23 protein-coding genes, 1 tRNA gene and 1 other RNA gene are annotated in these 23,164 nt (G+C 65.6%); 10 read left to right on the plus strand and 15 right to left on the minus strand.

Annotated elements, in window-relative coordinates; all coding sequences use genetic code 11:
* Positions 1-38: 38 nt before the first annotated feature.
* The 4 genes from ybgF to ileS form a co-directional block, all read right to left on the minus strand.
* Positions 39-911 carry a tol-pal system protein YbgF gene (gene ybgF / locus DSX2_RS08885; RefSeq protein ID WP_020879842.1) on the minus strand — a complete coding sequence of 291 codons (873 nt, stop codon included), beginning with the start codon at positions 909-911 and terminating at the stop codon, positions 39-41.
* Positions 908-1,135: a PLDc N-terminal domain-containing protein gene (locus DSX2_RS08890; RefSeq protein WP_020879843.1), complete on the minus strand. Its 228-nt coding sequence runs from the start codon at positions 1,133-1,135 to the stop codon at positions 908-910. The genes ybgF and DSX2_RS08890 overlap by 4 nt, the downstream gene beginning before the upstream one ends.
* A 228-nt stretch (positions 1,136-1,363) precedes the next feature.
* A complete protein-coding gene (lspA, locus tag DSX2_RS08895; RefSeq protein WP_020879844.1) occupies positions 1,364-1,840 on the minus strand; it encodes a signal peptidase II in 477 nt (158 codons plus the stop codon).
* A gap of 25 nt (positions 1,841-1,865) precedes the next feature.
* The gene (gene ileS / locus DSX2_RS08900; RefSeq protein ID WP_020879845.1) at positions 1,866-4,673 is read right to left on the minus strand and encodes an isoleucine--tRNA ligase; all 2,808 of its coding nucleotides are present in this window, start codon (positions 4,671-4,673) and stop codon (positions 1,866-1,868) included.
* Positions 4,674-5,052: 379 nt separating this feature from the next.
* On the opposite strand from ileS, the gene fliM reads away from it, so the two are divergent.
* The gene (gene fliM, locus DSX2_RS08905; protein WP_020879846.1) at positions 5,053-6,030 is read left to right on the plus strand and encodes a flagellar motor switch protein FliM; all 978 of its coding nucleotides are present in this window, start codon (positions 5,053-5,055) and stop codon (positions 6,028-6,030) included.
* A gap of 114 nt (positions 6,031-6,144) precedes the next feature.
* Here fliM and DSX2_RS08910 read toward each other — a convergent pair whose 3' ends face one another.
* The 3 genes from DSX2_RS08910 to DSX2_RS08920 form a co-directional block, all read right to left on the minus strand.
* Positions 6,145-6,561, minus strand: a complete 417-nt coding sequence (locus DSX2_RS08910) for a MarR family winged helix-turn-helix transcriptional regulator (protein WP_035041545.1) — start codon at positions 6,559-6,561, stop codon at positions 6,145-6,147.
* A gap of 8 nt (positions 6,562-6,569) precedes the next feature.
* The gene (locus DSX2_RS08915) at positions 6,570-7,340 is read right to left on the minus strand and encodes a sulfite exporter TauE/SafE family protein (RefSeq protein WP_020879848.1); all 771 of its coding nucleotides are present in this window, start codon (positions 7,338-7,340) and stop codon (positions 6,570-6,572) included.
* A gap of 113 nt (positions 7,341-7,453) precedes the next feature.
* A complete protein-coding gene (locus DSX2_RS08920) occupies positions 7,454-8,149 on the minus strand; it encodes an HD domain-containing protein (RefSeq protein WP_035041547.1) in 696 nt (231 codons plus the stop codon).
* Positions 8,150-8,529: 380 nt separating this feature from the next.
* Between DSX2_RS08920 and DSX2_RS08925 the strand changes: the two genes are divergently transcribed.
* Complete coding sequence (locus DSX2_RS08925; RefSeq protein WP_020879850.1) at positions 8,530-8,808, plus strand: RNA-binding protein; 279 nt, start codon at positions 8,530-8,532, stop codon at positions 8,806-8,808.
* 325 nt (positions 8,809-9,133) lie between these two features.
* The gene (locus tag DSX2_RS08930) at positions 9,134-9,658 is read left to right on the plus strand and encodes a hypothetical protein (RefSeq protein WP_020879851.1); all 525 of its coding nucleotides are present in this window, start codon (positions 9,134-9,136) and stop codon (positions 9,656-9,658) included.
* Positions 9,659-9,769: 111 nt separating this feature from the next.
* On the opposite strand, the gene DSX2_RS08935 is transcribed toward DSX2_RS08930, so the two are convergent.
* The 4 genes from DSX2_RS08935 to DSX2_RS08945 form a co-directional block, all read right to left on the minus strand.
* A complete protein-coding gene (locus DSX2_RS08935; RefSeq protein WP_020879852.1) occupies positions 9,770-11,284 on the minus strand; it encodes an L-lactate permease in 1,515 nt (504 codons plus the stop codon).
* Between the two features lie 458 nt (positions 11,285-11,742).
* Positions 11,743-12,099: a transfer-messenger RNA gene (gene ssrA, locus DSX2_RS18040) on the minus strand.
* A gap of 143 nt (positions 12,100-12,242) precedes the next feature.
* A tRNA-Met gene (locus DSX2_RS08940) sits at positions 12,243-12,319 on the minus strand.
* 105 nt (positions 12,320-12,424) lie between these two features.
* Entirely contained in the window at positions 12,425-13,222 is a 798-nt protein-coding gene (locus DSX2_RS08945; protein ID WP_020879853.1) for an undecaprenyl-diphosphate phosphatase, read from the minus strand.
* A 122-nt stretch (positions 13,223-13,344) separates the two neighbouring features.
* Between DSX2_RS08945 and DSX2_RS08950 the strand changes: the two genes are divergently transcribed.
* Genes DSX2_RS08950 through DSX2_RS08960 form a run of 3 tightly spaced genes read left to right on the plus strand, consistent with a single transcriptional unit; the run spans position 13,345 to position 15,805 of the window.
* Positions 13,345-13,542, plus strand: coding sequence for a hypothetical protein (locus DSX2_RS08950; RefSeq protein WP_020879854.1), 198 nt, complete (start codon positions 13,345-13,347; stop codon positions 13,540-13,542).
* 5 nt (positions 13,543-13,547) lie between these two features.
* The gene (gene lptF / locus DSX2_RS08955) at positions 13,548-14,732 is read left to right on the plus strand and encodes an LPS export ABC transporter permease LptF (protein WP_020879855.1); all 1,185 of its coding nucleotides are present in this window, start codon (positions 13,548-13,550) and stop codon (positions 14,730-14,732) included.
* Positions 14,729-15,805 carry an LptF/LptG family permease gene (locus DSX2_RS08960; protein WP_020879856.1) on the plus strand — a complete coding sequence of 359 codons (1,077 nt, stop codon included), beginning with the start codon at positions 14,729-14,731 and terminating at the stop codon, positions 15,803-15,805. The genes lptF and DSX2_RS08960 overlap by 4 nt, the downstream gene beginning before the upstream one ends.
* Before the next feature lie 46 nt (positions 15,806-15,851).
* Here DSX2_RS08960 and yihA read toward each other — a convergent pair whose 3' ends face one another.
* Entirely contained in the window at positions 15,852-16,484 is a 633-nt protein-coding gene (gene yihA, locus DSX2_RS08965) for a ribosome biogenesis GTP-binding protein YihA/YsxC (protein ID WP_020879857.1), read from the minus strand.
* Positions 16,485-16,589: 105 nt separating this feature from the next.
* Between yihA and DSX2_RS08970 the strand changes: the two genes are divergently transcribed.
* The 3 genes from DSX2_RS08970 (at position 16,590) to DSX2_RS08980 (ending at position 20,381) form a co-directional block, all read left to right on the plus strand.
* Complete coding sequence (locus tag DSX2_RS08970) at positions 16,590-17,051, plus strand: type II 3-dehydroquinate dehydratase (RefSeq protein ID WP_020879858.1); 462 nt, start codon at positions 16,590-16,592, stop codon at positions 17,049-17,051.
* Between the two features lie 14 nt (positions 17,052-17,065).
* Entirely contained in the window at positions 17,066-17,623 is a 558-nt protein-coding gene (efp, locus tag DSX2_RS08975) for an elongation factor P (RefSeq protein WP_020879859.1), read from the plus strand.
* A 220-nt stretch (positions 17,624-17,843) separates the two neighbouring features.
* Positions 17,844-20,381: a DNA translocase FtsK gene (locus DSX2_RS08980; RefSeq protein ID WP_035041508.1), complete on the plus strand. Its 2,538-nt coding sequence runs from the start codon at positions 17,844-17,846 to the stop codon at positions 20,379-20,381.
* Between the two features lie 31 nt (positions 20,382-20,412).
* Here DSX2_RS08980 and DSX2_RS08985 read toward each other — a convergent pair whose 3' ends face one another.
* Entirely contained in the window at positions 20,413-20,886 is a 474-nt protein-coding gene (locus DSX2_RS08985) for an L-2-amino-thiazoline-4-carboxylic acid hydrolase (protein WP_020879861.1), read from the minus strand.
* A 93-nt stretch (positions 20,887-20,979) separates the two neighbouring features.
* Between DSX2_RS08985 and lolA the strand changes: the two genes are divergently transcribed.
* A complete protein-coding gene (gene lolA, locus DSX2_RS08990; protein ID WP_152512888.1) occupies positions 20,980-21,624 on the plus strand; it encodes an outer membrane lipoprotein chaperone LolA in 645 nt (214 codons plus the stop codon).
* On the opposite strand, the gene DSX2_RS08995 is transcribed toward lolA, so the two are convergent.
* A complete protein-coding gene (locus DSX2_RS08995) occupies positions 21,614-22,348 on the minus strand; it encodes a pseudouridine synthase (RefSeq protein WP_035041553.1) in 735 nt (244 codons plus the stop codon). The genes lolA and DSX2_RS08995 overlap by 11 nt on opposite strands.
* A gap of 150 nt (positions 22,349-22,498) precedes the next feature.
* Complete coding sequence (gene yedF, locus DSX2_RS09000) at positions 22,499-23,113, minus strand: sulfurtransferase-like selenium metabolism protein YedF (RefSeq protein ID WP_020879864.1); 615 nt, start codon at positions 23,111-23,113, stop codon at positions 22,499-22,501.
* Between the last annotated feature and the right edge of the window lie 51 nt (positions 23,114-23,164).

A 23,164-nucleotide genomic window follows, 5' to 3' on the forward strand; every position in this document is an offset into this window, starting at 1 on the left:
CGATGCGGGGCGTCGGCCGGTCGGCCGGTCCGCCTCCGCTACTTGTTCTCGTCGATGAGTCCCTGGGCCCGCTTGGCTTCCGCGGACTTGGGGAACTGCTTGATGAGGTCCTGGAGCACCAGGGTGCCGGCCTTCTTGTTGCCCAGCTTGTAGAAGGACAGCCCCTGCTTGAGCAGGGAGGCGGGGTACTTGGGGCTCTTGGGGTACTTGGTGATGACTTCCTGGTAGGCCAGGACGGCGCGCGAGTAGTCCTGCATCTGGAAGAAGGACTCGCCCTGCCAGAACAGCGCGTTGGGCACCAGGGAGTTCTTGGGATAGGTGTCCACGAACTCGGCCCACATGGACTGCGCCTTGGGGTAGTCGCGCTGCTTGAAGAGGTCGAGCCCCTTTTCGTAGAGCGCCTTGGCCTGGGCCTCGGGCGTGGTGGGCACGGGCTTGGCCTCGGCCTGGGCCGCCGCGCCGCCCGTGGCGGCTCCGGCAGCGGGCGCCGCGGTCACGGTGCCGTCATCCTCGATGTCCAGGGCGAGCTGGCTGGTCAGGGCGCTGCGGATCGACTCGACCTGCTGCTTCAGCTGGTCTAGGCTGGCCTGCATGTCCTTGGGGCTGCCCTGCACGCCGATGGTCTTCACGTCGCCCTGCACCGATGCCAGCCGGGACTTGATCTGCTCGACCTCGGCGTACATGTTGGCCTGGGTGTTGCGGATATCGTTGACCGCGTTGACCTGGCTCTCCATCTCCTGGACCTTGTCGCGCAGGTCGTCGATGCGCTGGTTCTGCGTGGCGACCTGGGCCTGCAGCGAGTCCACCTGCGATTTGCTGGCGCAGCCGGAGGCGGCCAGAAGTCCTATGGCGAGAGCGGCCACGGCCGCCTTCTTGGTCGTCTTCAGAGTCGTCTGAGAAAGTGCCCTCATGACGCTTTCCTCCCGCGTTTCCGGCCGATGCCGACGTAGGCGAGCACCCCCAGGAAGGGGATGATCGTGCAGATCTGGACCCAGAACATCTTTTCGTTGGTGGAGTCGAAGTCGCGCGCGAATGCATCGCGAATGGCCCACCAGGTCATGAGCACGAAGAGGGCCAGGACGCCGAGCACGACGCCCCAGACATTGGTCGAGAAGGTAAGGCCGAGTATGGTCATCAGTTGTCCGTTCCTGCTGTGCGCTCGTACAGGCGTGATCCGTCCGGCCGCATCACCGGGAGCCCGGGACCGCGTCGCGCAGCGTTCGCGGTGTCGGCCGAAGGGGGCTCTCGCCTGCCGCAAGGCCCTGTAACGGGCCTGACGAGTGGGGTAATGCCTTTTCGCCCCAAGGGCAAGAGGCAAGGGCGCCTCGATCCGCAAACAACCACAACGTGACAGGCCGCATGTTCAGTCCCGCGCCCCGTGCCCGAGCATCCGCCAGGCGAGCAGGACCGCGCCCACGCAGATGGCCGAGTCCGCGACGTTGAAGGCGGGCCAGTGAAGCTCCCCGACGTAGGCGTCGATGAAGTCCACGACGAAGCCGAAGCGCAGCCGGTCCACGAGGTTGCCCACGGCCCCGCCCATGATCAGGGCCAGGGCCGCGAGGCTCACCCGGTCGCGGGCGCTCTTGACCAGCCAGAGGATGACGCCGAGCGCCACGAGGCTCACGCCGGCGAAGACGAGGCTCGGCCACGACCAGTCGGCGCGGTTCAGGAAGCCGAAGGCCGCGCCGCGGTTGCCCACGTTGACGAGGTCAAGGAATCCCGGAATCACCGGGATCCGCTCGAAGGCGCCGATGTGGGCGCGCACGGCCGCCTTGCTCGCCTGGTCGGCGGCAAGAACGACGGCGGCGAGGCCGAGGACGAAGGCGTAGCGTCGCTGCATGCGCGGCGTTTCCCGGCCGTCCCGCCTAGCGGAGCACGCCGGTGCAGCGCGGGCAGATGTGCGGATGTTCGGGATTCGTGCCGAGCTCCGTGCTGTAGGTCCAGCAGCGCTCGCACTTCTCGCCGGACGCCTTGGCCACGGTCACGGAAACGCCTTCCGGGGCCTCGGGGCTCCTGAAGGTGCCCTCCGGAGCCGGAGCGTCGCTCACCGCGGCCTCGGAGACGATCAGGAACTCGCGCAGGTCCAGGCCGCTCGCGGCAAGGGCCTCGGCCGTGGCCGAGGGCACGTGGAGCGTCACCGCGGTGTCCAGGGAGTGGCCGATGTCGCCCGCCTTGCGCAGGGGCTCGATGGCCCGGTTGACCTCCTCGCGCAGGGCGATGAAGGACTCGAAGCGGGCGCGCTCGTCCGCGTCCATGCGTTCGGCGGCGTCCATCTCGAAGCGCTGCTCGAAGACCGTGATCCCGCCCGGCTTCAGCGCCTCGGGCAGATGGCGGAAGACCTCCTCGGCCGTGAAGGAGAGGATCGGGGCCATGTCGCACATGAGCATGGAGAGCGTGCGCCAGAGCACGGTCTGGGCCGAACGGCGGGCGAGGCTGTCCTTGCCCGCGGTGTAGAGGCGGTCCTTGGTGATGTCGAGGTAGAAGGCCGAGAGGTCCGAGACGCAGAGGTCCAGCAGGGTATGGAAGACCTTGTGGAACTGGAAGCTCTCGTAGGCCTCGCGGATGCGGTCGTGGGCCCGGGCCACCATGTCCATGGCGTAGCGGTCGAGGGGCAGCATGTCCTTGAAGGGCACGGCCGCGTCCGGGGCGAAGTCCGCCAGGTTGCCGAGCAGGAAGCGGCAGGTGTTGCGCACGCGGCGGTAGCCGTCCACCAGGCGCGAGAGGATGTCGTCGGAGATGCGCACGTCGTCCTGGTAGTTCACCGCCGAGACCCACATGCGCAGGATCTCCGCGCCGTTCTTGTCGATGATCTCCTGTGGCGCGATTACGTTGCCCAGCGACTTGGACATCTTGCGGCCGTCGCCGTCCACCACGTAGCCGTGGGTCAGGACTGACTTGTAGGGCGCCTGGCCGCGCGTGCCCACGCTGGCCAGCAGCGAACTGTGGAACCAGCCGCGGTGCTGGTCGGTGCCTTCCAGGTAGAGGTCTGCCGGATAGCGGCATTCCTCGCGCTTTTCGACCACGGCGGCGAACGAGGTGCCGGAGTCGAACCAGACGTCCAGGATGTCGTCCTCCTTCTCCCAATGCGCGCCGCCGCAGTGCGGGCAGGTGAGTCCGGCGGGCACCACCTCCTCGAGCGGGGCCTCGAACCAGTAGTCGCAGCCGCGCTCGTGCGTGGCGAAGCGGTCCACCACGGAGTAGATCCACTCCGGATCGGTGTAGGCCGTGTCGCAGTCCTTGCAGATGAGCGCCACGATGGGCACGCCCCAGTTGCGCTGGCGCGAGATGCACCAGTCAGGGCGGTTCTCGATCATGGAGTAGATGCGCTCGCGGCCCCAGGAAGGGATCCAGCGCACGGAGTTCATGATCTCTGTCAGCGCCTTCTTGCGCAGGTCATTCTTCTCCATGGAGATGAACCACTGCGTGGTGGCGCGGAAGATGACCGGCTGCTTGCAGCGCCAGCAGTGCGGGTAAGAATGGGCGATGCTCTTCTGCGCCAGCAGGTGGCCGAGGGACTTCAGCAGCTCGATGACCTTGGGGTTGGCCTCGAACACGGTCATCCCGGCGAAATGCTCGACCACGGGCAGGAAGCGGCCCTTGTCGTCCAGGGGCGAGAGCACCTCCAGGCCGTAGCGCACGCCGGTCTCGTAGTCCTCGCGGCCGTGGCCCGGCGCGGTGTGCACGAGGCCCGAGCCCTGCTCCAGGGTCACGTAGTCGGCCAGGACCAGGGCCGACTCGCGGTCGATGAAGGGATGGCGGGCCTTCAGCCCCTCCAGGGCCTTGCCGGTCGTCTCGCCGAGGACGCGGTAGTCCTTCCAGCCGAAGATGGCGGCGCAGCTCTCGAGCAGCGCCTTGGCCAGCACGTACTGGCCGCCCGCGGCCTCGACCAGCACGTAGTCGAATTCGGGATGGGCGGCCACGGCCATGTTGCCGGGCAGGGTCCAGGGCGTGGTGGTCCAGATGACCACGTAGGCGTTCTTCGGATCGGCGCCGGGGAAGACCTCGGCCAGGCGAGGATCGGGCATGGGGAAGCGCACGAAGATGGAGGGCGAGGTGTGGTCGCCGTACTCCACCTCGGCCTCGGCCAGGGCGGTCTCGCAGTCCAGGCACCAGTAAATGGGCTTCTTGCCCCGCACGAGGGAGCCGGTCTTGGCGAAGTTGCCGAGTTCACGGGCCGTGGTGGACTCGTAGAGCGGGTCCATGGTCATGTAGGGCTTGTCCCAGACGCCGAAGACGCCGAGCCGCTTGAACTCCTTGCGCTGCGTGTCCAGCCACTTGCGCGCGTAGTCGCGGCAGATGCGACGCACCGTCAGGGGCGGGACGTCGGTCTTGCCCTTTTCCTTCAGCTCCTGGGCCACCTTGTGCTCGATGGGCAGGCCGTGGCAGTCCCAGCCGGGCACGTACTCTGCCTTCAGCCCCATCATGTTGCGCGACTTGACGATGATGTCCTTGAGCACCTTGTTCATGGCCGTGCCCATGTGAATGTGCCCGTTGGCGTAAGGGGGGCCGTCGTGCAGCACGTAGCGCTCGCGGCCCTCGTTGGCCGCGACCATGCGTGCGTACACGTCTTCCTTCTCCCAGAAGGCCAGGGTCTCCGGCTCCTTCTGCTTGAGGTTGGCCTTCATCGGGAAATCGGTCTTGGGCAGGCACAAGGTGGTCTTGTAGTCGCTCATGGGATGCGAAACGCCTCCATATGATAAGGATGGCCGGAAAAATCCGACCCCGTGACGAACGGAAAACGCAACTATTGGAGGAAGCAGAAGGGGAAGTCAAGGCGCAAGGCCCGCGCGCCTGCGTTCCTCCCACCGGCGCCTTCCTTATTCAGCGCGTCACCGGGCCTTCGCCGTCCCCCCGTGGGCGTCGGTTTCCCGTCGCTCGCGGCGTGCCCCGGTCGCCTCATGTCCGCATTTTTCGCGCCGGGGCGGTCATTTCTGCCTGGAACGATTCTTGATAGGCCGTCCGTGGATTGGTGGACGTGTGGCCTTTTCGCCGCTTGCGAATCGTGCTACTCGACCGAATCGGCGGTCGCCAAAGCCGCCTGGAGCCGAATACATGGGCAAGATTCTTCAGCAGGACGAAGTCGACGCGCTGCTCAGGGGGTTGACGGGCGGCGAGGTCGAGACGGAGACGGACGTACCGGAAGAGGATTCCGGGGTCGTCAGCTTCGACCTGTCCAACCAGGACCGCATCATCCGTGGCCGCATGCCGGTCATGGAGATCGTCAACGACCGCTTCGCGCGGCTTTTCACCAACTCCATGGTCACGGCCATGCGCAAGCGGGTGGACGTGAACCCCATCTCGCTCGACATGTCCAAGTTCGGCGACTTCATGCGTTCGCTGCCCGTGCCCACGAGCATCAACATATTCAAGATGGATCCGCTGCGCGGCAACGGCCTGCTCATCGTGGACTCGCGTCTGGTCTTCTCCCTGGTGGAAAACTTCCTGGGCGGTTCCGGCGGCCAGCCCAAGGTGGAGGGCCGCGACTTCACGGCCATCGAGCAGGGGCTCATCGACCGCGTGGTCAAGATCTGCCTCTCGAACATGGAAGAGGCCTGGAACCCCGTGCACGAGGTGCACATCGAGCTCGTCCGCTCCGAGGTCAACCCGCAGTTCGCGGCCATCGTGCCGCCCTCGGACGTGGTCATGGTCATCACCTACGAGGTGGAGCTCGAGAACGCCATCGGCTCCCTCATCTGCTGCCTGCCCTACGCCATGCTCGAGCCCATCCGCTCCAAGCTGCACGCCTCCTTCCAGTCCGAGCGCCTGGAAGTGGACCACGCCTGGCACAACCGCTTCCGCGAGCAGATGCTGCAGATCTTCGTGGAGATGATCGTGCGCCTCGGCCGCACCAGCATCACCGGGCGCCAGCTCCTGAACCTGGAGGAGGGCGACATCCTGCTCCTGGACACGGACGACGACGACCTGCTCGAAGCCGAGGTGGAGGGCGTGCGCAAGTTCCACGTCAGCCCGGGCAAGGTGAAGAGCAACGCGGCCATCCAGATCGTGCGCGAGGAAGAGCCGAAGTTCTAGCTCCCTTCCAGCAGCGCGGGGCCGCCGCGAACGAAAGGGCCCGGCCCGGCCATGCGATTTCATGGACGGGCCGGGCCCTTTCGCGTGGGGCGATCCCCCAGCCGAGCCTTACCGTCAGAAGCGCTTGTTCATCTTCTCCAGGGCAGAGAGCACGGCGGCGCGCTCCTCGTTCGACAACGCCTCGGTGAGTTCCAGTGTCAGGCGCTGGTGGAGCTTGTCGTGCTCCTCGAAATAGCTGCGTCCCTTCTCGCTCAGCTCCACGAGCCAGGAGCGGCGGTCGCGCTCGTGCGGCATGCGCCGCGCAAGTCCCCGCGACTCCAGGCGGTCCACCTGCATGGTCAGGGTGCCGGTGGTCACGCCCATCTTCTCGGCCAGCTCCTTCATGCGCATGGGGCCGTGCGCGCCCAGGATCTCGATGGTGTGCATCTGGGGCAGGGTCAGCCCCTTGCCGCGCACCACGCAGTGCTCCCAGGAGGACAGCTTCTCGTAGAACTCCACGATGAGATGGGTGAGCCGGTCGGCGTCGTTCATGGCGGCGCTCATACTGTATATTCTCCCAGATAGGAATAGATGCCGAAGGCCACGGTGACCAGGCCCACGACGCGCATGATCAGCGGCTCGATCCAGGGCCTGTCCAGGTTGCGGGCGAAGCGGGCCATGCTGTGCAGGGCCCAGATGACCCCGGCCAGCGCGAGCGCGGTGCCCAGGGCGTAGGCCGCGAAGACAAGGGTGGCGCGCAGCGGGTCGCCGGACTTCAGGGCGTAGGAATACATGATGGCCACGGTGGGGCAGGGCACGATCATGTTCACGAGCCCCACGGTGAACAGCCCGAGCGCGCCGAAGCGCGCCAGGCGCTGCTTGAAGGCGTCCAGGCCGTGCTCGTGGTGGTGATGGTGTCCGTGATGATGTTCATGATCGTGATCATGGTCGTGATGGTCCTCGTGGTCGTGGTCGTCCGTGGCGCAGGCGTGCGGCTCGCAGTGGTCGTGCGAATGGAGCAGCGTGGGCCGCACGAGCAGGACGGCGCCGATGGCCACCAGGATGACCGCTGTCGCGAGGTCCATGATTTGCCGGAAATGGGGCGGCAGGCCGCCCGCCACTGCGCCGAGCGTCAGGCCGATGAGCAGGCAGGCCACGGCAGTGCCGCCGGAGAAGGCGGCCGTGAGCCAGGCCACGCGCCTGCCGCTGCGCTCGCAGGCCACGAAGGGCGCCAGAACCACCCAGGAATGGCCGCACGGGTTCACGCCGTGCACCAGGCCGAGGGCCAGGGAGCTTTGCAGGGCCACGAGAAACAGGGAATCCAGGTGCATGTGTTTTTCTCTCCGGAAGTCGGTGCTGGATTCCTTCTACTCTTGACAGTTTGATTGTCAAGAATTTTGGATAAAGAGTATTCTGCCTTGAGTAACCAAGTCCCTCGGCTCCCTCAGCCCAGCTCGCGCGCCAGCGCGGACAGATAGCGGCGCATCTCCTCGGCGCGCAGGCGTCCTTCGGCCCGCCCGGCCTCGGTCGTGAGCGTCTCGGCGGTGCGGAAGAGCTTGGTGTAGAAGTGGTCGACGGCGTAGAGCCCGTCGTCCGGGGGGCGCGTCTCGCAGAAGGGGTCGTCCTCGCTGTAGAACGGACGGCCGAGGACTCCGGTGGTGGCGAAGCAGCGCGCGATGCCTATGGCGCCCAGGCCGTCCAGACGGTCGGCGTCCTGGACGATGCGGGCCTCGAGCGTGCGCGCGGTGACGCGGGCGCTGAAGCTGTGGGCCTCGATGGCGTGGGCGATGTCCGGAAGAAGCTCTGCCGGATACCCGGCCTGGCGCAGGAAGCCCGTCGCCGCCTCGGCTGACAGGCGCGACGCGGACGAGCGGCGGGGATCGTCCTTGGGCACGGCGACGAGGTCATGCAGCCATGCCGCGGGGAGCACGACATCGAGACGCCCGCACTCGACGGCGCAGAGCGCTTTGGCCGTGTGCACGACGCGGCGCACGTGCAGGATGTCGTGGGCGGGGTCCGCGGCTGCGGCTTCGGCCAGGGCCGCGGTGAAGCGCTTCTCCCAGGCCGCGGCCGCCTCCGGTGACATGGTCGGGGACATGTTCGGAGCCTGGCTCGGGGGGCTGACCCTGTCGTGCATCATGTTCTCCATTGTTCGTCAGTGCGGGGCGTGCGGACAGTGCTGCTAAAGGCAGAAGGGTCTCTCCTTCGCGCGGTTTGTGCAGTGAGGAGCCGTGTAGCAGATGTGGGGGAAAAGACAAAACAGGGGTGAAAAAAGGGAGGAAAAGGCCCCAAAACACCGAAAAGGCTGACTTGTGGCGCTTGATTTTTTTGGTTTGAAGCCTATCTGCTTGTTTTCTCGTTAGAAATTTTTTCCCTTATATGCTTGCCTTCTTTGAAAAATAGCTTATATGCTGCTGGTAACCTAGAACGAGCATGACTCTTGTTTGATCCTGGACCGTAGCGGGTGCTTGGCTCCAATGTGATGAGAACGGAACATGCCAAAGATTGGAGTTCAAGTACATGTCGAAGAAACTTTACGTCGGTAACCTGCCTTTCTCCGCCACCAACGATGAAATTCGCGATCTCTTCGCCGCCCACGGCGAAGTCATCAGCGTGAACCTCATCAACGACCGCGAGACCGGCCGCCCCCGTGGCTTCGGTTTCGTGGAGATGGACGAGGCCGGTGCCCAGGCTGCCATGCAGGCCCTGAACGGCGCCAACCTCGGCGGCCGGACCCTGAAGGTCAACCAGGCCGAGGAGAAGCCGCGTACCGGCGGCGGCCGTCCCAACCGCTGGTAGGAATTCCTGCCCGCGCCGGGAGGCCCGTGGGACGAGCGGCCTGGCCGCAACGCACTCGTGCGGTCCCACTATCCCGATAAAGCGTTCGCCTGTGAAGGCCGGAGGTTGCACAACCCCCGGCCTTTTTTTCGCCTCCTCGGCGGAGGAGCTCCCGCCGGACGGCTGGCCTGCCGGGCGCATTGTGCCCTGACTGCCCCTGTGCTACCTCGAAAAAAGGCGGACATCGGAGGAACCCGGTGCCTCCCTTGCCGGACCGAGGGGACGTTGGCGGAACCCCGCCCGGGCCCGAAGGCCGTCGAGCGATACGATAAGAGGAGCGTTCCCCGTGTACCACTGGCTCAGGACCCTGCTCGAACTGCTTCCCCTGGCCGTCTTCGCCCTGACCTGGCGCCTTCCGGAAACCCTCGAGCCGGACGGCTGGATACTTCCCTACAGCCTGGGCGCTTTGTGCGCCTTGGCCTGCATCACGGTTCTTCTCTGGCGCAAGGTGCTGCTCGACCGGATCCTGCTCGGCATGAACCTCTCCATCGTTCTGGGGGCGCTCGGACTGTTCGGCGGCACGCCCGGTCTGCCGCATCTCATGGCAGACATCCGCGGCGCGGGCTTTTTCGTGATCATCCTCATGACCGCGGGCGTGACCTACCTCATGCGCCCGGCAGCGCTGCTGGACATGGAAAGCGTAAAGCGCGGCGCGAGCGAGCCTTGGGACCGGTACATGCTCTTCGCGACCTTCGCGGCCTTCGTCCTGGCCTTCGCCCTGCGCGAATCCCCGGTCCTTTCGGCCATGCTCCTGGGCGGCCTCTTCGTGGTGCGCGCCAGCCTGCGCCAGGTGGCCGAGCAACGGGCCTGAGCCTTTTCCTTCCAGTCTTTCCGCCTCTTCTGAAGGCTGAACGCATGAAAAAAGGGGAGCGGCCGCGCGGCCGCTCCCCTTCGTTTCGGGCAGGTATGGCTTCGTCCGCTGCTAGAGCAGGTTCAGGTACGGCATGGCCGCGTAGACCAGGGTGCCCAGCACCAGCACGTAGCAGACGCAGACCGCGATGGTGCGGTTCATGATCTTGCCCTCGGAGCCCGTGAGTCCCGTGGCCGCAGTGGCCACGGCGATGGACTGCGGAGAGATCATCTTGCCCGCGGTGGCTCCGGCGGCGGAGGCGGCCACGATCCAGGACTGGTTCATGCTGATGCGCTGCGCGACCTCCATCTGGAGCTGTCCGAAGAGGACGTTGGAGGAGGTGTCGCTGCCGGTCACGAAGGTGCCGAGCGCGCCGAGCAGGGGGGAGATGAGCGGGAAGTAGCCCTTGGTGGCGTCGGCCACGGCCACGGCGATGGTGTTGATCATGCCGCTGGTGGCCATGACCTTGGCCAGGGCCACGATGGAGACCACGGTCACCGTGGAGTAGGTGAGCTTGCGCATGGTCTTCCAGAGGACGCCGCTGATCTCGCCGAAGGAGACGCCCTGGATCATGCCGCCCAGGTAGGTGGCGATGAGAATGAGAGCGCCGGGAGTGGCCAGCCACTTGAAGGTGTAGGGCTTGTCCCCGTAGATGACCACGGAGGTCTTGACCGCGCCCAGGGCGTGCTGGACGACCGGGAAGAGGTTGCTGCACAGGATGATGAAGGCGAAGACCAGGATGTAGGGCAGCCAGGCCTTGAACTTCACGTGCGCGGGCAGGGGATCGGTCTCTTCGGCCGCGGACTCGCGGTGGAAGAGGCGGGCCCAGACGATGGTGGCCAGCATGCTGCACACGCTGCCGATGAGGCAGGGCAGCTCGGCGCCCATGTACTTGGCGGTGTAGAGCTGGGGCAGGGCGAAGGCCAGGCCGGAGACCAGCGTGGCGCCGAACACGCCCTTCAGGCCCTTGAAGCCCGCAGTGAGGATGACGAGAAGGAAGGTGATGAGGATGATGAAGCCGAAGAGCTGCACGGCGGTGTAGTAGCTGAGCAGGGCAACGGGCAGGCCGGTCACGTTGGCCATGGTGACGATGGGAATGCCGATGGCGCCGAAGGCCGTGGGCACCGTGTTGGCCACGAGGCAGATCACGGCGGCGAAGATCGGGTCGAAGCCCATGGCCGCCAGGATGCTGGCCGGGATGGCCACGGCCGTGCCGTAGCCGGCCACGCCCTCGAGGAAGCCGCCGAAGCCCCAGGCCACGATGAGCACCAACAGGCGTTTGTCCGTGGTGATGTTCGAGAGCATGCGGGTGATGATGTCCATGCTCCCGGTATGCTTGGCCAGGTCATAGGTGAAGACCGCGGCCACGATGACGATCATGATCGGCCACAGGGCCAGCGCGCCGCCCTCGACGGCGGCGAGTCCGGCATCGGCCATGGGCATGTGCCACCAGCCGAACACGGCCAGGACCAGGGTGCCCAGCAGGGTGGCCGCGCAGGTGCGGTAGGCGGGGAGCTTCAAGACGACGAGGGAAAAGATGAGCCAGACGATGGGCGCGAGCGCCGCGACGAGTTTCAGGTGTTCCATGTGCGAGATCCGGTCCTTCCTTTGTTCAGTTTGCGCATTGCCGCACCCGCCGGAGGGCGTAGACACATGTCGTCCCGTGCGCTCGTTTTAATTGATTAATCAATCAATTAATACTGATTGCTTCATCAATCATTCGGTTGGGGGAGGTACCATTGGCTCCCTCTACAGTCAAGAATGCGTTCATTTCATGCCGAGCAGCGCAAGGGCATCGACAAAATGCGGCAGTTTGATGAGGGGCCTCTCCGGCGGAACCAGGGCATGGATCGGCAAGGAGAAGAGGGGAGGGGAGCCACTGGACATGCCGCTGATCGGCTGCTGCGCAAGTATCGAGCTCGTTCTTCGTGTGCTCCGGGCTCCCCAGAGCCCCAAACAATACAAGAAGCCCACGGGTTTAAACCCGTGGGCTTCTTGTATTGGCTCCCTTCGCGAGGGTGCCGAAATCCATGCGGAAGTTGAAATGGTGGAGGCGGCGGGAATTGAACCCGCGTCCGAGAACGCTTGGACGGAGCATCTACAGGCTTAGATTGGGTTTTGTCGTCATTCCCTGGAACGCCCCCACTCACGGCAACCAGGAAACCTAGACCGTCTGTTGTTTCGCTCTCCGGGCAACGGACCGACTCGTTGAGCTAGTCAGATGTTTTTTTGCGCCGAAACGGGTTATCTGGCGTCCACCGTTTCAACGTGACCGCAACTAAGCAGCCAGGGCGTAATCGTAGTCGTTGGCGACTATTTCAGGTGCCGCTTTTAACGAGGCCAGCGGCGCCTCGGCCTGCAACTCCGGCCTCGACTGTCCCCGTCGAAACCGGTGCGCCCCCACAAGGACGCTCAAGGCGTTCAAAGAGCGCTGTCCATCTACTATAATGCCGCGCGGCCGGATGGCAAGGAGCATGTCCCGCCGAATTGCCCGCCGCGGGAACGAAAACGGCGGACCGTCGCCGGTCCGCCGAGTATCGTCATGTGGTAGCTAGGGAGGGACTTGAACCCCCGACACTGCGGGTATGAACCGCATGCTCTAACCAACTGAGCTACCTAGCCACACGCGGGAGAGGCTTCATAGCTGGATTCAAAATGCTTGGCAAGAGGCAGGTGCCAAGATTTTCGCGAAAAGGCGAAGTTCCTCTCGAAAAAGCTTCATATTTCCTAGGAAGGCCAGAAAAGGATCACCAGCGGAGCCAGGATCAGGCGGTAGACGGCGAAGGGGCGAAGCGTCCAGCGCTGCAGGAGCCCGATGAAGCATTTCACCGCGGCCCAGGCGGCGAAGAAGGCGACCACGAAGCCGACGGCCAGGAAGACGAGGTCGGACGAGGTGTAGAGCGCCCAGGTCTTGTAGAGCTTGTAGCCCGTGGCCGCGATCATGATCGGCACGGCGGCGACGAAGGAGTATTCGGCGGCCACCATGCGGTCGGCGCCGCAGATCATGCCGCCCATGATCGTGGCGGCCGAGCGCGAGAAGCCGGGCCACAGGGCCAGGCACTGGAACATGCCCACGGCCAGGGCGAAGCCCGAGGTCATGTTGTCTATCCGGAAGAGCCGCGGCTTGTGCTTCCGCCCCTCGACGAGGAGGATGAGCACCGCGCCCACAGCCAGGGAGATGGCCACGGAGTGCGGATTGAAGAGCTTCGTCTCGATGAATTTGTGGGTCAGGAGGCCGATGACCGAGGCCGGAAGCGAGGTCAGGAAGAGCAGCCAGAGGCCGCGGACGCCGGAGAACGCCTGTCCGCGCTCTGGCAGGACGAGGCCCCGGAAGCGCTGCCAGTAGATGACCACCACGGCCAGGATGGCGCCGAGTTGGATGATGACCTCGAATGCGTCGATCTTGGCGCCCGAAAGTCCCAGCAGGGAACTCGTCAGGATGAGGTGGCCGGTGCTGGAGACCGGCAGGAACTCGGTCAGCCCTTCGACCACGCCCAGGATGGAGGCGGAGAGAATCGTGGACATCGGGACTCCTTGGCGCGAGTGCGCGGTTGTGCGGATGCGTGCGAGTTGCAGAGGAGGGCAAGGTGGTGTACCTCTTGCCCCGGCCGGACCCGCGAGAGGCGGTCCCGCAGGGAGGTTTCGCTATGGCCACCATAGTACCGCAGTCCGAACTGCACCGCAAAGCGGTGGAATGGATATCCCGAGGCCTGCAGGAAGGCAAGGACCTGCGCGCGCTCATCGCCGAGGCGGGCATGCGTTTCAACATGAGCCCTCTCGACGTGGAGGCGCTGGAACGCCTGTACAAGGACGACCTTCTCAAGCTGAAAGGCACCCGTAGCTGATCCGCGTGTTCGCATTCCGCAAGATCCATTGGCAGATCCTCAAGGAGCTGGCCACTTCCTTCGCGCTGAGCCTCGGCGCGCTGCTCGGTCTCATCCTCATCGGCCGCATGCTCCAGCTCAAGGACCTCTTTCTTTCCCAGAATCTGGGCTTCCTGGAGATCCTCGAGCTCTTCGGCTACCTCACGCCGTTCTTCCTGCTCCTGCTCCTGCCCATCGCCTGCATGCTCGGGGTCTTCCTGACCTTCCTGCGCATGAGCACGGACAACGAGCTGCTCGCCCTCAAGGCCGGAGGCGTCAGCCTCTACCAGCTCCTGGCCGCGCCGCTCGTCTTCTGCGTGCTGTGCACGGCGGTGGATTTCGGGGTCTCCTTCTGGGGACTGTCGTGGGGCATGGACAACTTCAAGAGCACGGTCCTCGAGCACGCCCGCTCGCGCACGCAGCTCGTGCTCCAGCCGGGCGTCTTCAACCGCGAATTTCCCGGGCTGACGCTGTTCGCGCAGCAGGTGGACCCGGGCGGCAAGGGGCTGCACCAGGTCTTCGTGCGCGACGAGACCAGGGCGAACGTGCGCGCCACCATTGTCGCCCCCGAGGGGCAGGTAGCCACGGACACGGCGCTCGGCCAGATCATCTTCCTTCTGCACGACGGCCACATCTATCGGCAGACCGGCGACAAGTTCGACGTGTTGGGCTTCAACGTCTACGCCGTGCGCCTGGACCTCTCGAAGCTCCTCGGCGGCTTCCGCCTCGACAGGGACAAGCCCAAGGAGATGTCGCTCACCCACCTCCTGGCCCTGCAGCACGACCCTTCCATCAAGAAGAAGGACGACGGCGTTTACCTCAACAAGGTGAGGGTGGAGATCCAGAAGCGCTTCGCCCTGCCCGCGGCCTGTTTCGTGCTCGGGCTCTTCGCCCTGCCCGTGGCCTTCTCGTTCCAGGGACTCAAGCAGCATCTCGGCCTGCTCTTGGCGCTCGGCTGCTTCCTCGTCTATTATACAATGCTCTCGGTCGGCCTTTCCCTGGGTGAGACGGCGAGCCTCGACCCGCGCGTGGGGCTGTGGGTCCCCAATGCCGTCTTCCTGGTCGTGGCGGGAATCGGCATCCGCATGGCGGGCAAGGAACGCTATCCACACCTCTTCGACTGGCTGGCCCATCTGCGCCAGCGGTTCGGAAGGAAGGCGGCGGCCGCATGATCAGGACGCTCGGGCGCTATCTCCTGCGCAACAACCTCTTCCTGATCCTCGTGTGCATGGGGGTGGGAGTGGTCGTCTACCTGCTCTCGGACATCTTCGACCGGCTGGACGACTTCATCAACGCAGGCCTCGGCCTGATGGTCATCATCACCTATTTCGGGGCCAAGATTCCGCTCATCCTCTCGCAGATCATGCCTGCGGTCTTTCTCATCGCCCTGGTGGTGCAGCTCTCCCTCATGGAGCGCAGCCGAGAGCTGCTTGCGCTGCAGACCGGCGGCATCTCCTACGGACGGCTGGCCGCCTTCTTCGTCGTCTACGCCATTCTCTGGTCGTTCTTCCAACTCGGTTTTTCGCAGTATTTCGGCGTGATAGGTGAGCAGATATCCAGCCGGATCTGGGCCGAGAAGGTGCGTGAACGGCAGATAGACACCAACCACGTCGACAACGTCTGGTTCAGGGACAACAATTACATCATCCACTTCGGCGAAGCCAACGCGGGCAGGGGAGAAGGGCGCGACATCACCATCTGGCAGATCTCCAAGGATCACCAGTCCCTCATCTGGATGGCCCAGGCGCCCCAGTTCTCCGTGACCGCTGGCGGCTGGACCCTGTATCGCGCGAAGACCGTCGAGCTCTCCAACTTCCAGACAAGGCTCGTTCCGGCCATGTCCGTGAACGTCGAGCAGGACCTGAAGGCCTTCACCGTGACCACCCAGGGCACGAATCCTGCCGAGCTGCCCGTTTGGCAGCTACGGAGCGCCATCCGCGACCTGCAGCGATCAGGCTCGAACGTGGAGGAATTGAAGACCGCCTATTACGGGAAATGGGCCTACGCCTTCTCCATCCTGACCATGGCGCTGCTGGCCCTGGCCGTGAGCAGCTACCGACGAAACATCTACGTCAACATCACGGTTTCGCTGGTCATCACCTTCGCCTTCTACGGCCTCATGGTCATGGGCAACACCATGGGCGCAAAAGGCCTCGTCCCGCCCCTGGTCGGAGCCTGGGCGGGCAACCTGGCTATGATGCTGGCTTCCGTGTCCCGTCTGGTCTGGGTGACCTCGAAACGCTAGGAGCGGCGACGGCCCGGCGGGAACCTGTCGCCTGTTCGGGAACCGATCAGGGCGTGCCGCCGTCTGTTTCGACCGCCGCGTCGTCCGCTGCCGGCATGTCGCAGGCTTCTCGCAGACGCTTCCACAGCGACTCGGTGCCCTTGCCGCTCACGGCGGAGAAGAGGAGGGGGGAGACGGTGGAGCGCATGAGGTCGCGCCACTGACTCTGACGCCGCGCGAGGTCGCGTTGCGAGCACTTGTCGGCCTTGGTCAGCACGGCCAGGGCGGGCACGCCGCTCTGCCGCAGCCAGGAGACCATCTCCATGTCCAGGGCCTGGGGATCCAGGCGGCTGTCAAGGAGCACGGCCACGGCCTTGAGTCCGGGCGCGTCCGCGAGATATTTCTCGATCAGCTCCGCCCACTTGGCGCGCTCGACCTTGGAGGTGCGGGCGTAGCCGTAGCCGGGCAGGTCCACGAGATAGTAGCCGTCCGGCTCCACGCGGTAGAAGTTGATGCTGCGCGTCTTGCCCGGGGTGGCGCTGATCTTGGCGAGCTTCTTGGCCCCGGCGAGGCGGTTGATGAGCGAGGACTTGCCCACGTTGCTGCGGCCGGCAAGGGCCACCTGGGGCGCGTCGAGCGGCGCGTCGCGCAGCTGGGCAGGGGTGTAGACGGTGGAGACGAGAGTCAGGCTTGGCGGCATCTTGAATATTCGGGTAAGGGTTGATACATGGCCTGTGGCGTGTGGCCGGGCCAACCTTGTCCCGTTTTTCCGCAGGCCAGTCAAGCCGATGGAGAGGCAGCTTCCGTGGCGAACTACAAATTTCTGATCATGAACGGCCCGAATCTGGGGCACCTGGGCGAGCGGCAGCCCGAGATCTACGGCAGCCGCGGCATGGAGGCGCTCCCCGCGCTGGTGGAGCGGCTTCTCGGCCCCCGCGCCCAGGACGTGCGCCTGGACCACTTCCAGGCCAACGGCGAAGGCGCGCTCATCGACCGCCTCGAGCAGGCCAGGACCGACGGCACGCACGGCGTGGTGCTGAACGCCGGGGCCTACACGCACACGAGCCTGGCCCTGGCCGACTGCCTAGCCTGGATCGGGCTGCCCTGCGTGGAAGTCCATCTCTCCAACGTCCTGGCCCGGGCGGACGAGCCGCTCAGGAAGAAGAGCTTCATCGGCAGGCACTGCATCGGCGTCATTGCCGGGTTCGGCATGACGAGCTATGCCCTGGGTGTCCAGGCTCTGCTGCAACATATCGAAAAACAATAGGTTCTGGAGGATACATGCTTTCGACCACCGATTTCCGTCGCGGTTTGAAGATCGAGCTGGAGGGCGTTCCCTACGAGATCGTCGAGTTCCAGCATTACAAGCCCGGCAAGGGCGGCGCCATCGTCCGCACCAAGCTGAAGAACGTGCTCAACGGCCGCGTCGTGGAGCGCACCTTCCGCTCCGGCGAGAAGGTGGACAAGCCCGACCTCGTGGCCCAGGACATGCAGTTCCTCTACCATGAGGGCACGGACCTCGTGTTCATGGACATGAGCTCCTACGAGCAGGTCCACGTGCCCGGAGACACCCTGGCCGAGAAGGGCGGCTACCTGCTGGACGGCATGGAGATCCAGGCCCTGCTCTACAACGGTCAGATCATCGACCTGAACCTGCCCGCGAGCCTCGTCTACGAGGTGGTCGCCACCGAGCCGGGCGTGCAGGGCGACCGCGTGGGCAACGCCACCAAGCCCGCCACCCTGAACACGGGTCTGACCGTTCAGGTGCCCCTGTTCGTCAACGAGGGCGAGCAGATCAAGGTGGACACGCGCACCGGCGCATACATCAGCCGGGCCTAGGCGGCGTCCGGTAGGATGCGCGGCATCATGCAGGCAAAGGACTCGACGCGACACGTGAGCCGGACGCAGGTCCGGCTCCGTCGCTTCCAACGGATCAGGCCGGCCGTGGACCACGTGTCCTCGGCGGCGCAGCGGTCTTCCGCGCAGGGCGGCGTCATGCCGCGCGCGGACGTCCCACTGGGAGGGTAGGGCTACGCGGGAACGCACGCTCCTGGGCGAAATTCTGGCGCTGGCCTTCTTCTTCTGGGCGGCCTTTCTGGCCGTCAGCCTCGTGGGCTACTCGCACCTGGACCCGAGCTTCAACCGGGTCGTCAGCCAAGGCCATCAGCTTCACAACCTGGCCGGCCTCGTGGGGGCGTACACCTCGGGGCTGATGGTGGACATGTTCGGCGTGGCCGCCTGGTGCTGGCCCCTGCTGAGCCTGTACCTCGCGACGCTCTGCCTCACGGACCGCTTCGCCCTCGTCTGGTGGCGCTGGATCGGCATCGCCGTGGTCTGCTGCGCGGTCATGACCTGGGCCGAGTCGCAAACCTTCGGATCCATCCTGCGCACGGGAGACGTGGCGGGCGGCGGCTTCTTCGGCAGCCAGCTCTACCACCTGTCCGAGGCCTTCCTGCGTCCCGTGGGTGCGGGGCTCCTCTGGTTCTTCCTCTTCGTGGCGGGCCTGCAGATGGCCACGGGAATCTCCTGGGCCTCGGTGCTCAAGCATCTGCGCGGCCAGGCCATGGACATGGCCAGCAAGCGCAAGGAGCGCGCGGAGCGGCGCGAGCGCCGCAGCGTGGAGGTCGTCGAGCAGGAGGCCATCGAGGCGGCGCCCGCGGGCAGGCGCAAGCTGGACGACGAGGGACTGGAGAACCTGCCCTCGGTACGCGCCTTTCACGGGCGCGGCATGCCGTCCGCGCCGGAAGCGGGCATCCCCGTGGTCGTCCCCGCTCCCGCCGCAGCCCTGGACGAGCTCGTGACCCGCAGACGGCCCGAGCCGCCTGTCGAGCCCGATGAGCCGGACGACGAGTCCTCCGTCCTGCCGTGCGAGGAAGATGACTTCGCTTTTTCCGCGTCCTCTGATGACGAAGCCGATGAGGCGACGGACGAAGAGGCGGCGAAGGAGGCGGAGGGCGCCTACGACATGGACGCCATTCCCGGGCCGGTCTCCCTGCCCGAGCCCGTGTCGATCCCGGAGCCGGAGTTCGCCTTCGACGACGGCGAGGATGCGCCCCCCGAACCCGCCGAGTCCGCCGGAGCCGAGGATGAGTTCTCCTTCGAGGAGGAGGCTCCTCCCGCGGCGCCGAAGGCTGCCGCCCGGCCCAAGGCCAAGCGCTGCAAGACCCCGGCCCTGCCCAAGCTCGACCTCCTGACGCCCGTTCCCCAGAACACCGGTGGCTACGACGCGGCCAAGCTGAAGGCCATGGCCGTGAACCTCGTCTCCTGTCTGGGAGACTTCGGGGTCAAGGGCGACGTGGTGGCCATCAAGCCCGGGCCCGTGGTCACCATGTTCGAGGTCAAGCCTGCGCCCGGCACCAAGATAAGCCGCATCGCGGGACTTGCGGACGACCTCGCCCTGGCCATGAAGGCCCTGGCCGTGCGCATCGACGCCATTCCGGGCTCGGACGCCGTGGGCGTGGAGATCCCCAACGAGACGCGCGAGACCGTCTACCTGCGCGAAATTTTCGAGGCCGAGGGCTTCGCCAAGGCCAAGTCCAAGCTGACGCTCGCGCTCGGCAAGGACATCCAGGGCCGCCCCTTCGCCACGGACCTGGCGCGCATGCCCCACCTCCTGGTTGCAGGCGCCACCGGCGCGGGCAAGTCCGTGTGCCTGAACACCATCCTGCTCTCCATCCTCTACAAGGCGCGCCCCGACGAGGTGAAGCTCCTGCTGGTGGACCCCAAGCGCATCGAGCTTTCGGTCTACTCCGACCTGCCGCATCTGGTGCATCCCGTGGTCACGGAGATGCCCATGGCCAAGAGCGCCCTGGAATGGGCCGTGGCCGAGATGGACCGCCGCTATCAGGCCATGGCGCTGCTCGGCGTGCGCAACATCGAGGGCTACAACCAGAAGCTCCCCCAGGCCGACGTGGCGGCCAAGCCCGCCCTGGCCGAGCTTACGCCCATGCCCTACATGGTCATCATCATCGACGAGCTGGCCGACCTGATGATGACCGCGGGCAAGGAGGCGGAGATGAGCATCGTCCGCCTCGCCCAGCTCGCCCGCGCCGCGGGCATCCACCTCATCCTGGCCACGCAGCGCCCGAGCGTCGACGTGGTCACCGGCCTCATCAAGGCCAACTTCCCCTCACGCCTCTCGTTTCAGGTTTCGAGCAAGCACGATTCGCGCACCATCCTCGACATGGTCGGCTCCGAGAAGCTGCTGGGCCGCGGCGACAGCCTCTACAAGCCGAGCGGCGGCAAGGTCATGCGCGTGCACGGCGCCTTCGTGGACGAGGACGAGATCGGCCACGTGGTGGATCACTGGAAGGCCCAGTGCCCGCAGGAATTCGCCGTGGATTTCGAGCAGTGGCAGCAGGAGCAGTCCGGCGAGGCCGCCGAGGGCGAGCCCGGAGCCATGGACAGCGATCCCATGTACCGCGAGGCCGTGGAGTTCGTGACCACGCAGGGCAAGGCCTCCATCTCGCTCCTGCAGCGCCGCTTCCGCATCGGTTTCAACCGCGCGGCCCGCTTCATCGAGCAGATGGAACTCGACGGCATGCTCGGCCCCCAGGAAGGCGCGAAGCCCCGTCAGGTCATCCGCGGCAGGGAATAGTTGCGGATGGCGCCGACGAGTCGTTCGGTCCCTAGGCCCGCCAGGAGAAGGTGAAGAGGCAGGACGGAGCCCCCTGGCTTATGACCTGGGGGCGCTGCAGCGAGAGCCGCGGCGAGTAGGCCTGGGCGAATGCGCTGTCCCGCGCGCAGGAGATGCAGTAGATGAGGTCGTCGGCCAGCCCCATCTCGCGGTAGCGTTCCACGTAGGCGCAATGCGTGACCGTGAAGGTGAGGGCGGAGGGATCGAGCCTGACGTTCGAGATGCGCAGCGCGTCGCCTGCCTGCCAGAAATCGAGAACGGTCGCGAAGTGGGGCAGGGAAGGCCCGTTCTGCGCCTCCCGGGCGAAGGCCGCGCCGAAGTCCCAGGCCGCGCGCCGCGTCGCGTCGCAGATCACTGACAGCGCTTCGGTCCGCTCCATGCGGCCGCACAATTCCTCGAAGACGGTGGAAATGATGTTCGCTTCGATGGTCCGGCGTTCCAGGTTGGTCAGGGCCGTCTTCTCCATCGCGCTCCCTCTTGCTTTTTTTTCGGTGAACGATAGCATGAACTCTTCCGCAAGTTCTTGTCCACCAAAAAAGAGAGAAAGGTAATGAAAATAATGCGCTTCGCACTCGCGTGCTGCCTTTTGCTGGCCATGGCGGCTCCGGCCGGGGCGGCTTCGGCGTCGGCCATAACCGCCGACATCCAGAAGCAGTACGAATCCCTCAAGGGCTTCACCGCGGACTTCAAGCAGATGCTCAAGAGCGCGGCCACCGGACAGGTGGAGGAGCGCGAGGGCACCATCTCCTACAAGAAGCCGAATCTTGTGCGCTGGGAGACCGACACGCCCGAGAAGGAGCTGCTGCTCGTGGGCAAGAAAGTGGTCTGGAACTACGTTCCTTCCGAGAAAACCGCCTCGAAGAGCCCTCTCAATGCGGTCTTCAGCTCGAAGACCATGATCCGCTTCATCTCCGGGCAGGCCAATCTTGACGAGGATTTCGTGGTTGAGGAGCAGGGCACCGAGGCGGGGCTCATCAAGCTCGCGCTGACCCCCAAGAAGCCCGAGCCGAACCTCGTGCAGGCCTTCCTGTGGGTCGATCCGCAGTCGCACATGCTGCGCAGCGTGCTGATAGTGGACTTCTACGGCAACGCCAACAAGCTCGGCCTGGACAACATCCGCATCAATCCGGGGCTTTCGGACAGCCTGTTCGAGTTCACGCCGCCCAAGGGCGTGACTGTCCAGGACAACACGGTCAGTCAGTAAAACCGGCGGCCCTGCGAAGGGCGGCAACCTCACGCGCGGTCAGTTCCCGGGCCGCTCCCTTGGCGAGTCTTCCCAGGGCGAGCGGCCCGACCGACGTGCGGCGAAGCCACTGCACGGTGAGCCCGAGATCCCGGCACATGCGCCGGATCTGGCGGTTCACGCCCTGGTGCAGGACAAGCTCGATCTCCGTTCCCCCGGCCTCGCTCCGCAGGACGCGCGCCCCGACCGGCGCGAGCTTCTCGCCCTCGGCCAGGCGCATGCCGCGCCGCATGACGTCCAGCGCCTTGTCCTCGACCGCGCCGCGCACCTTCACGACATAGGTCTTGGCCACGTGGTGGCGTGGGTGAGTCATGCGGTTGACCAGCTCGCCGTCGTCCGTGAGCAGCAGAAGACCCTCGGACATCACGTCCAGCCTGCCCACGGGCACCAGGCGGCGGCCGCGAAGGGCGTCGGGCACGAGCTCCATGACCGTGGGGCGGCCTTCGGGATCGGAGACGGTGGTGACGGTGCCCACGGGCTTGTGCAGCAGGAGGTAGGCGTGGGCCTCGGGCGCCGCGTCCACCAGGCGGCCGTCGAACGCGATGGCGTCGCGGCCGGGCTCCACGCGGCGGCCGGGCTCGAGAACGGTCTCGCCGTTCACGCTCACCCGACCCGCGAAGATGAGTTCGTCCGCCGCACGGCGGGAGCAGACTCCGGCCTGGGCCAGCGCCTTGTTCAGACGCAGGCCCGATGCCGGAGCCGAGGGCTGTCCAGATGCATGGCCGGATGTATGGCCAGACGCGTGGCCAGACGCGTGAGCGGATGCCGGGGTCGTGTCGCGCGAGGAAGGTTTGGAAGGCCTTTTCACCATGTCTCTTTCACTGGCGTCGGTGCGTTAGATCTTGATGACCTTGTCGGCGGCCTGCAGGCTGGTGACCACGTCGAGCATGTTGGTCGTGTCGCCCACGGCCTTCTTGTCCAGGAGGCCGAAGAAGTCCAGGCAGGTGCCGCAGACCAGGATGGAGACGCCCTGTCCGGCCAGGGCCTGGAGCTTCTCGAGGCAGGGCGATCCGTGGCAGGCGAGCTTGACGCCGCCGTTGACCAACACGATGCGCCACAGGTCCTCGCCGAGCTCGGGCAGGGTGGCCAGGAAGTTGACCATGAGCTTGCCGCCCAGGGTGTCGTCGCCCGATCCCACGGTGGCCGAGGTGATGAAGCAGACGGTCTTCCTGCCCACGGCCTTGAGTTCGGCATCGCTCATGACCTCGCATCCGCAGGGCGCTCCGGCGCCCTCGCCGCGCGTGCCGGTGAGCACCCAGGCCGCACCGGAGGCCGCGACGTCCACCGCGTATCCCTGCGTGGACAGGAAACGGCTCACGTTTTCCTTGGCCGGCTCGTTGTCCACGGTCACCTTGAGCAGCGCGGGCGCGTTTTCGTCGATCAGGCGCTTGCAGCGCAGAACGGGCTGCGGGCAGGGAAGCCCCTGGCAGTCCAGTTCGAAATCAGGCATAGTGGTCCTCCTGGGTCTGGGGAAAGTGTATCCTTGCAGGGAAAGCACAGG

This window comes from Desulfovibrio sp. X2 (genome assembly GCF_000422205.1).
Classification (GTDB): domain Bacteria; phylum Desulfobacterota; class Desulfovibrionia; order Desulfovibrionales; family Desulfovibrionaceae; genus Alkalidesulfovibrio.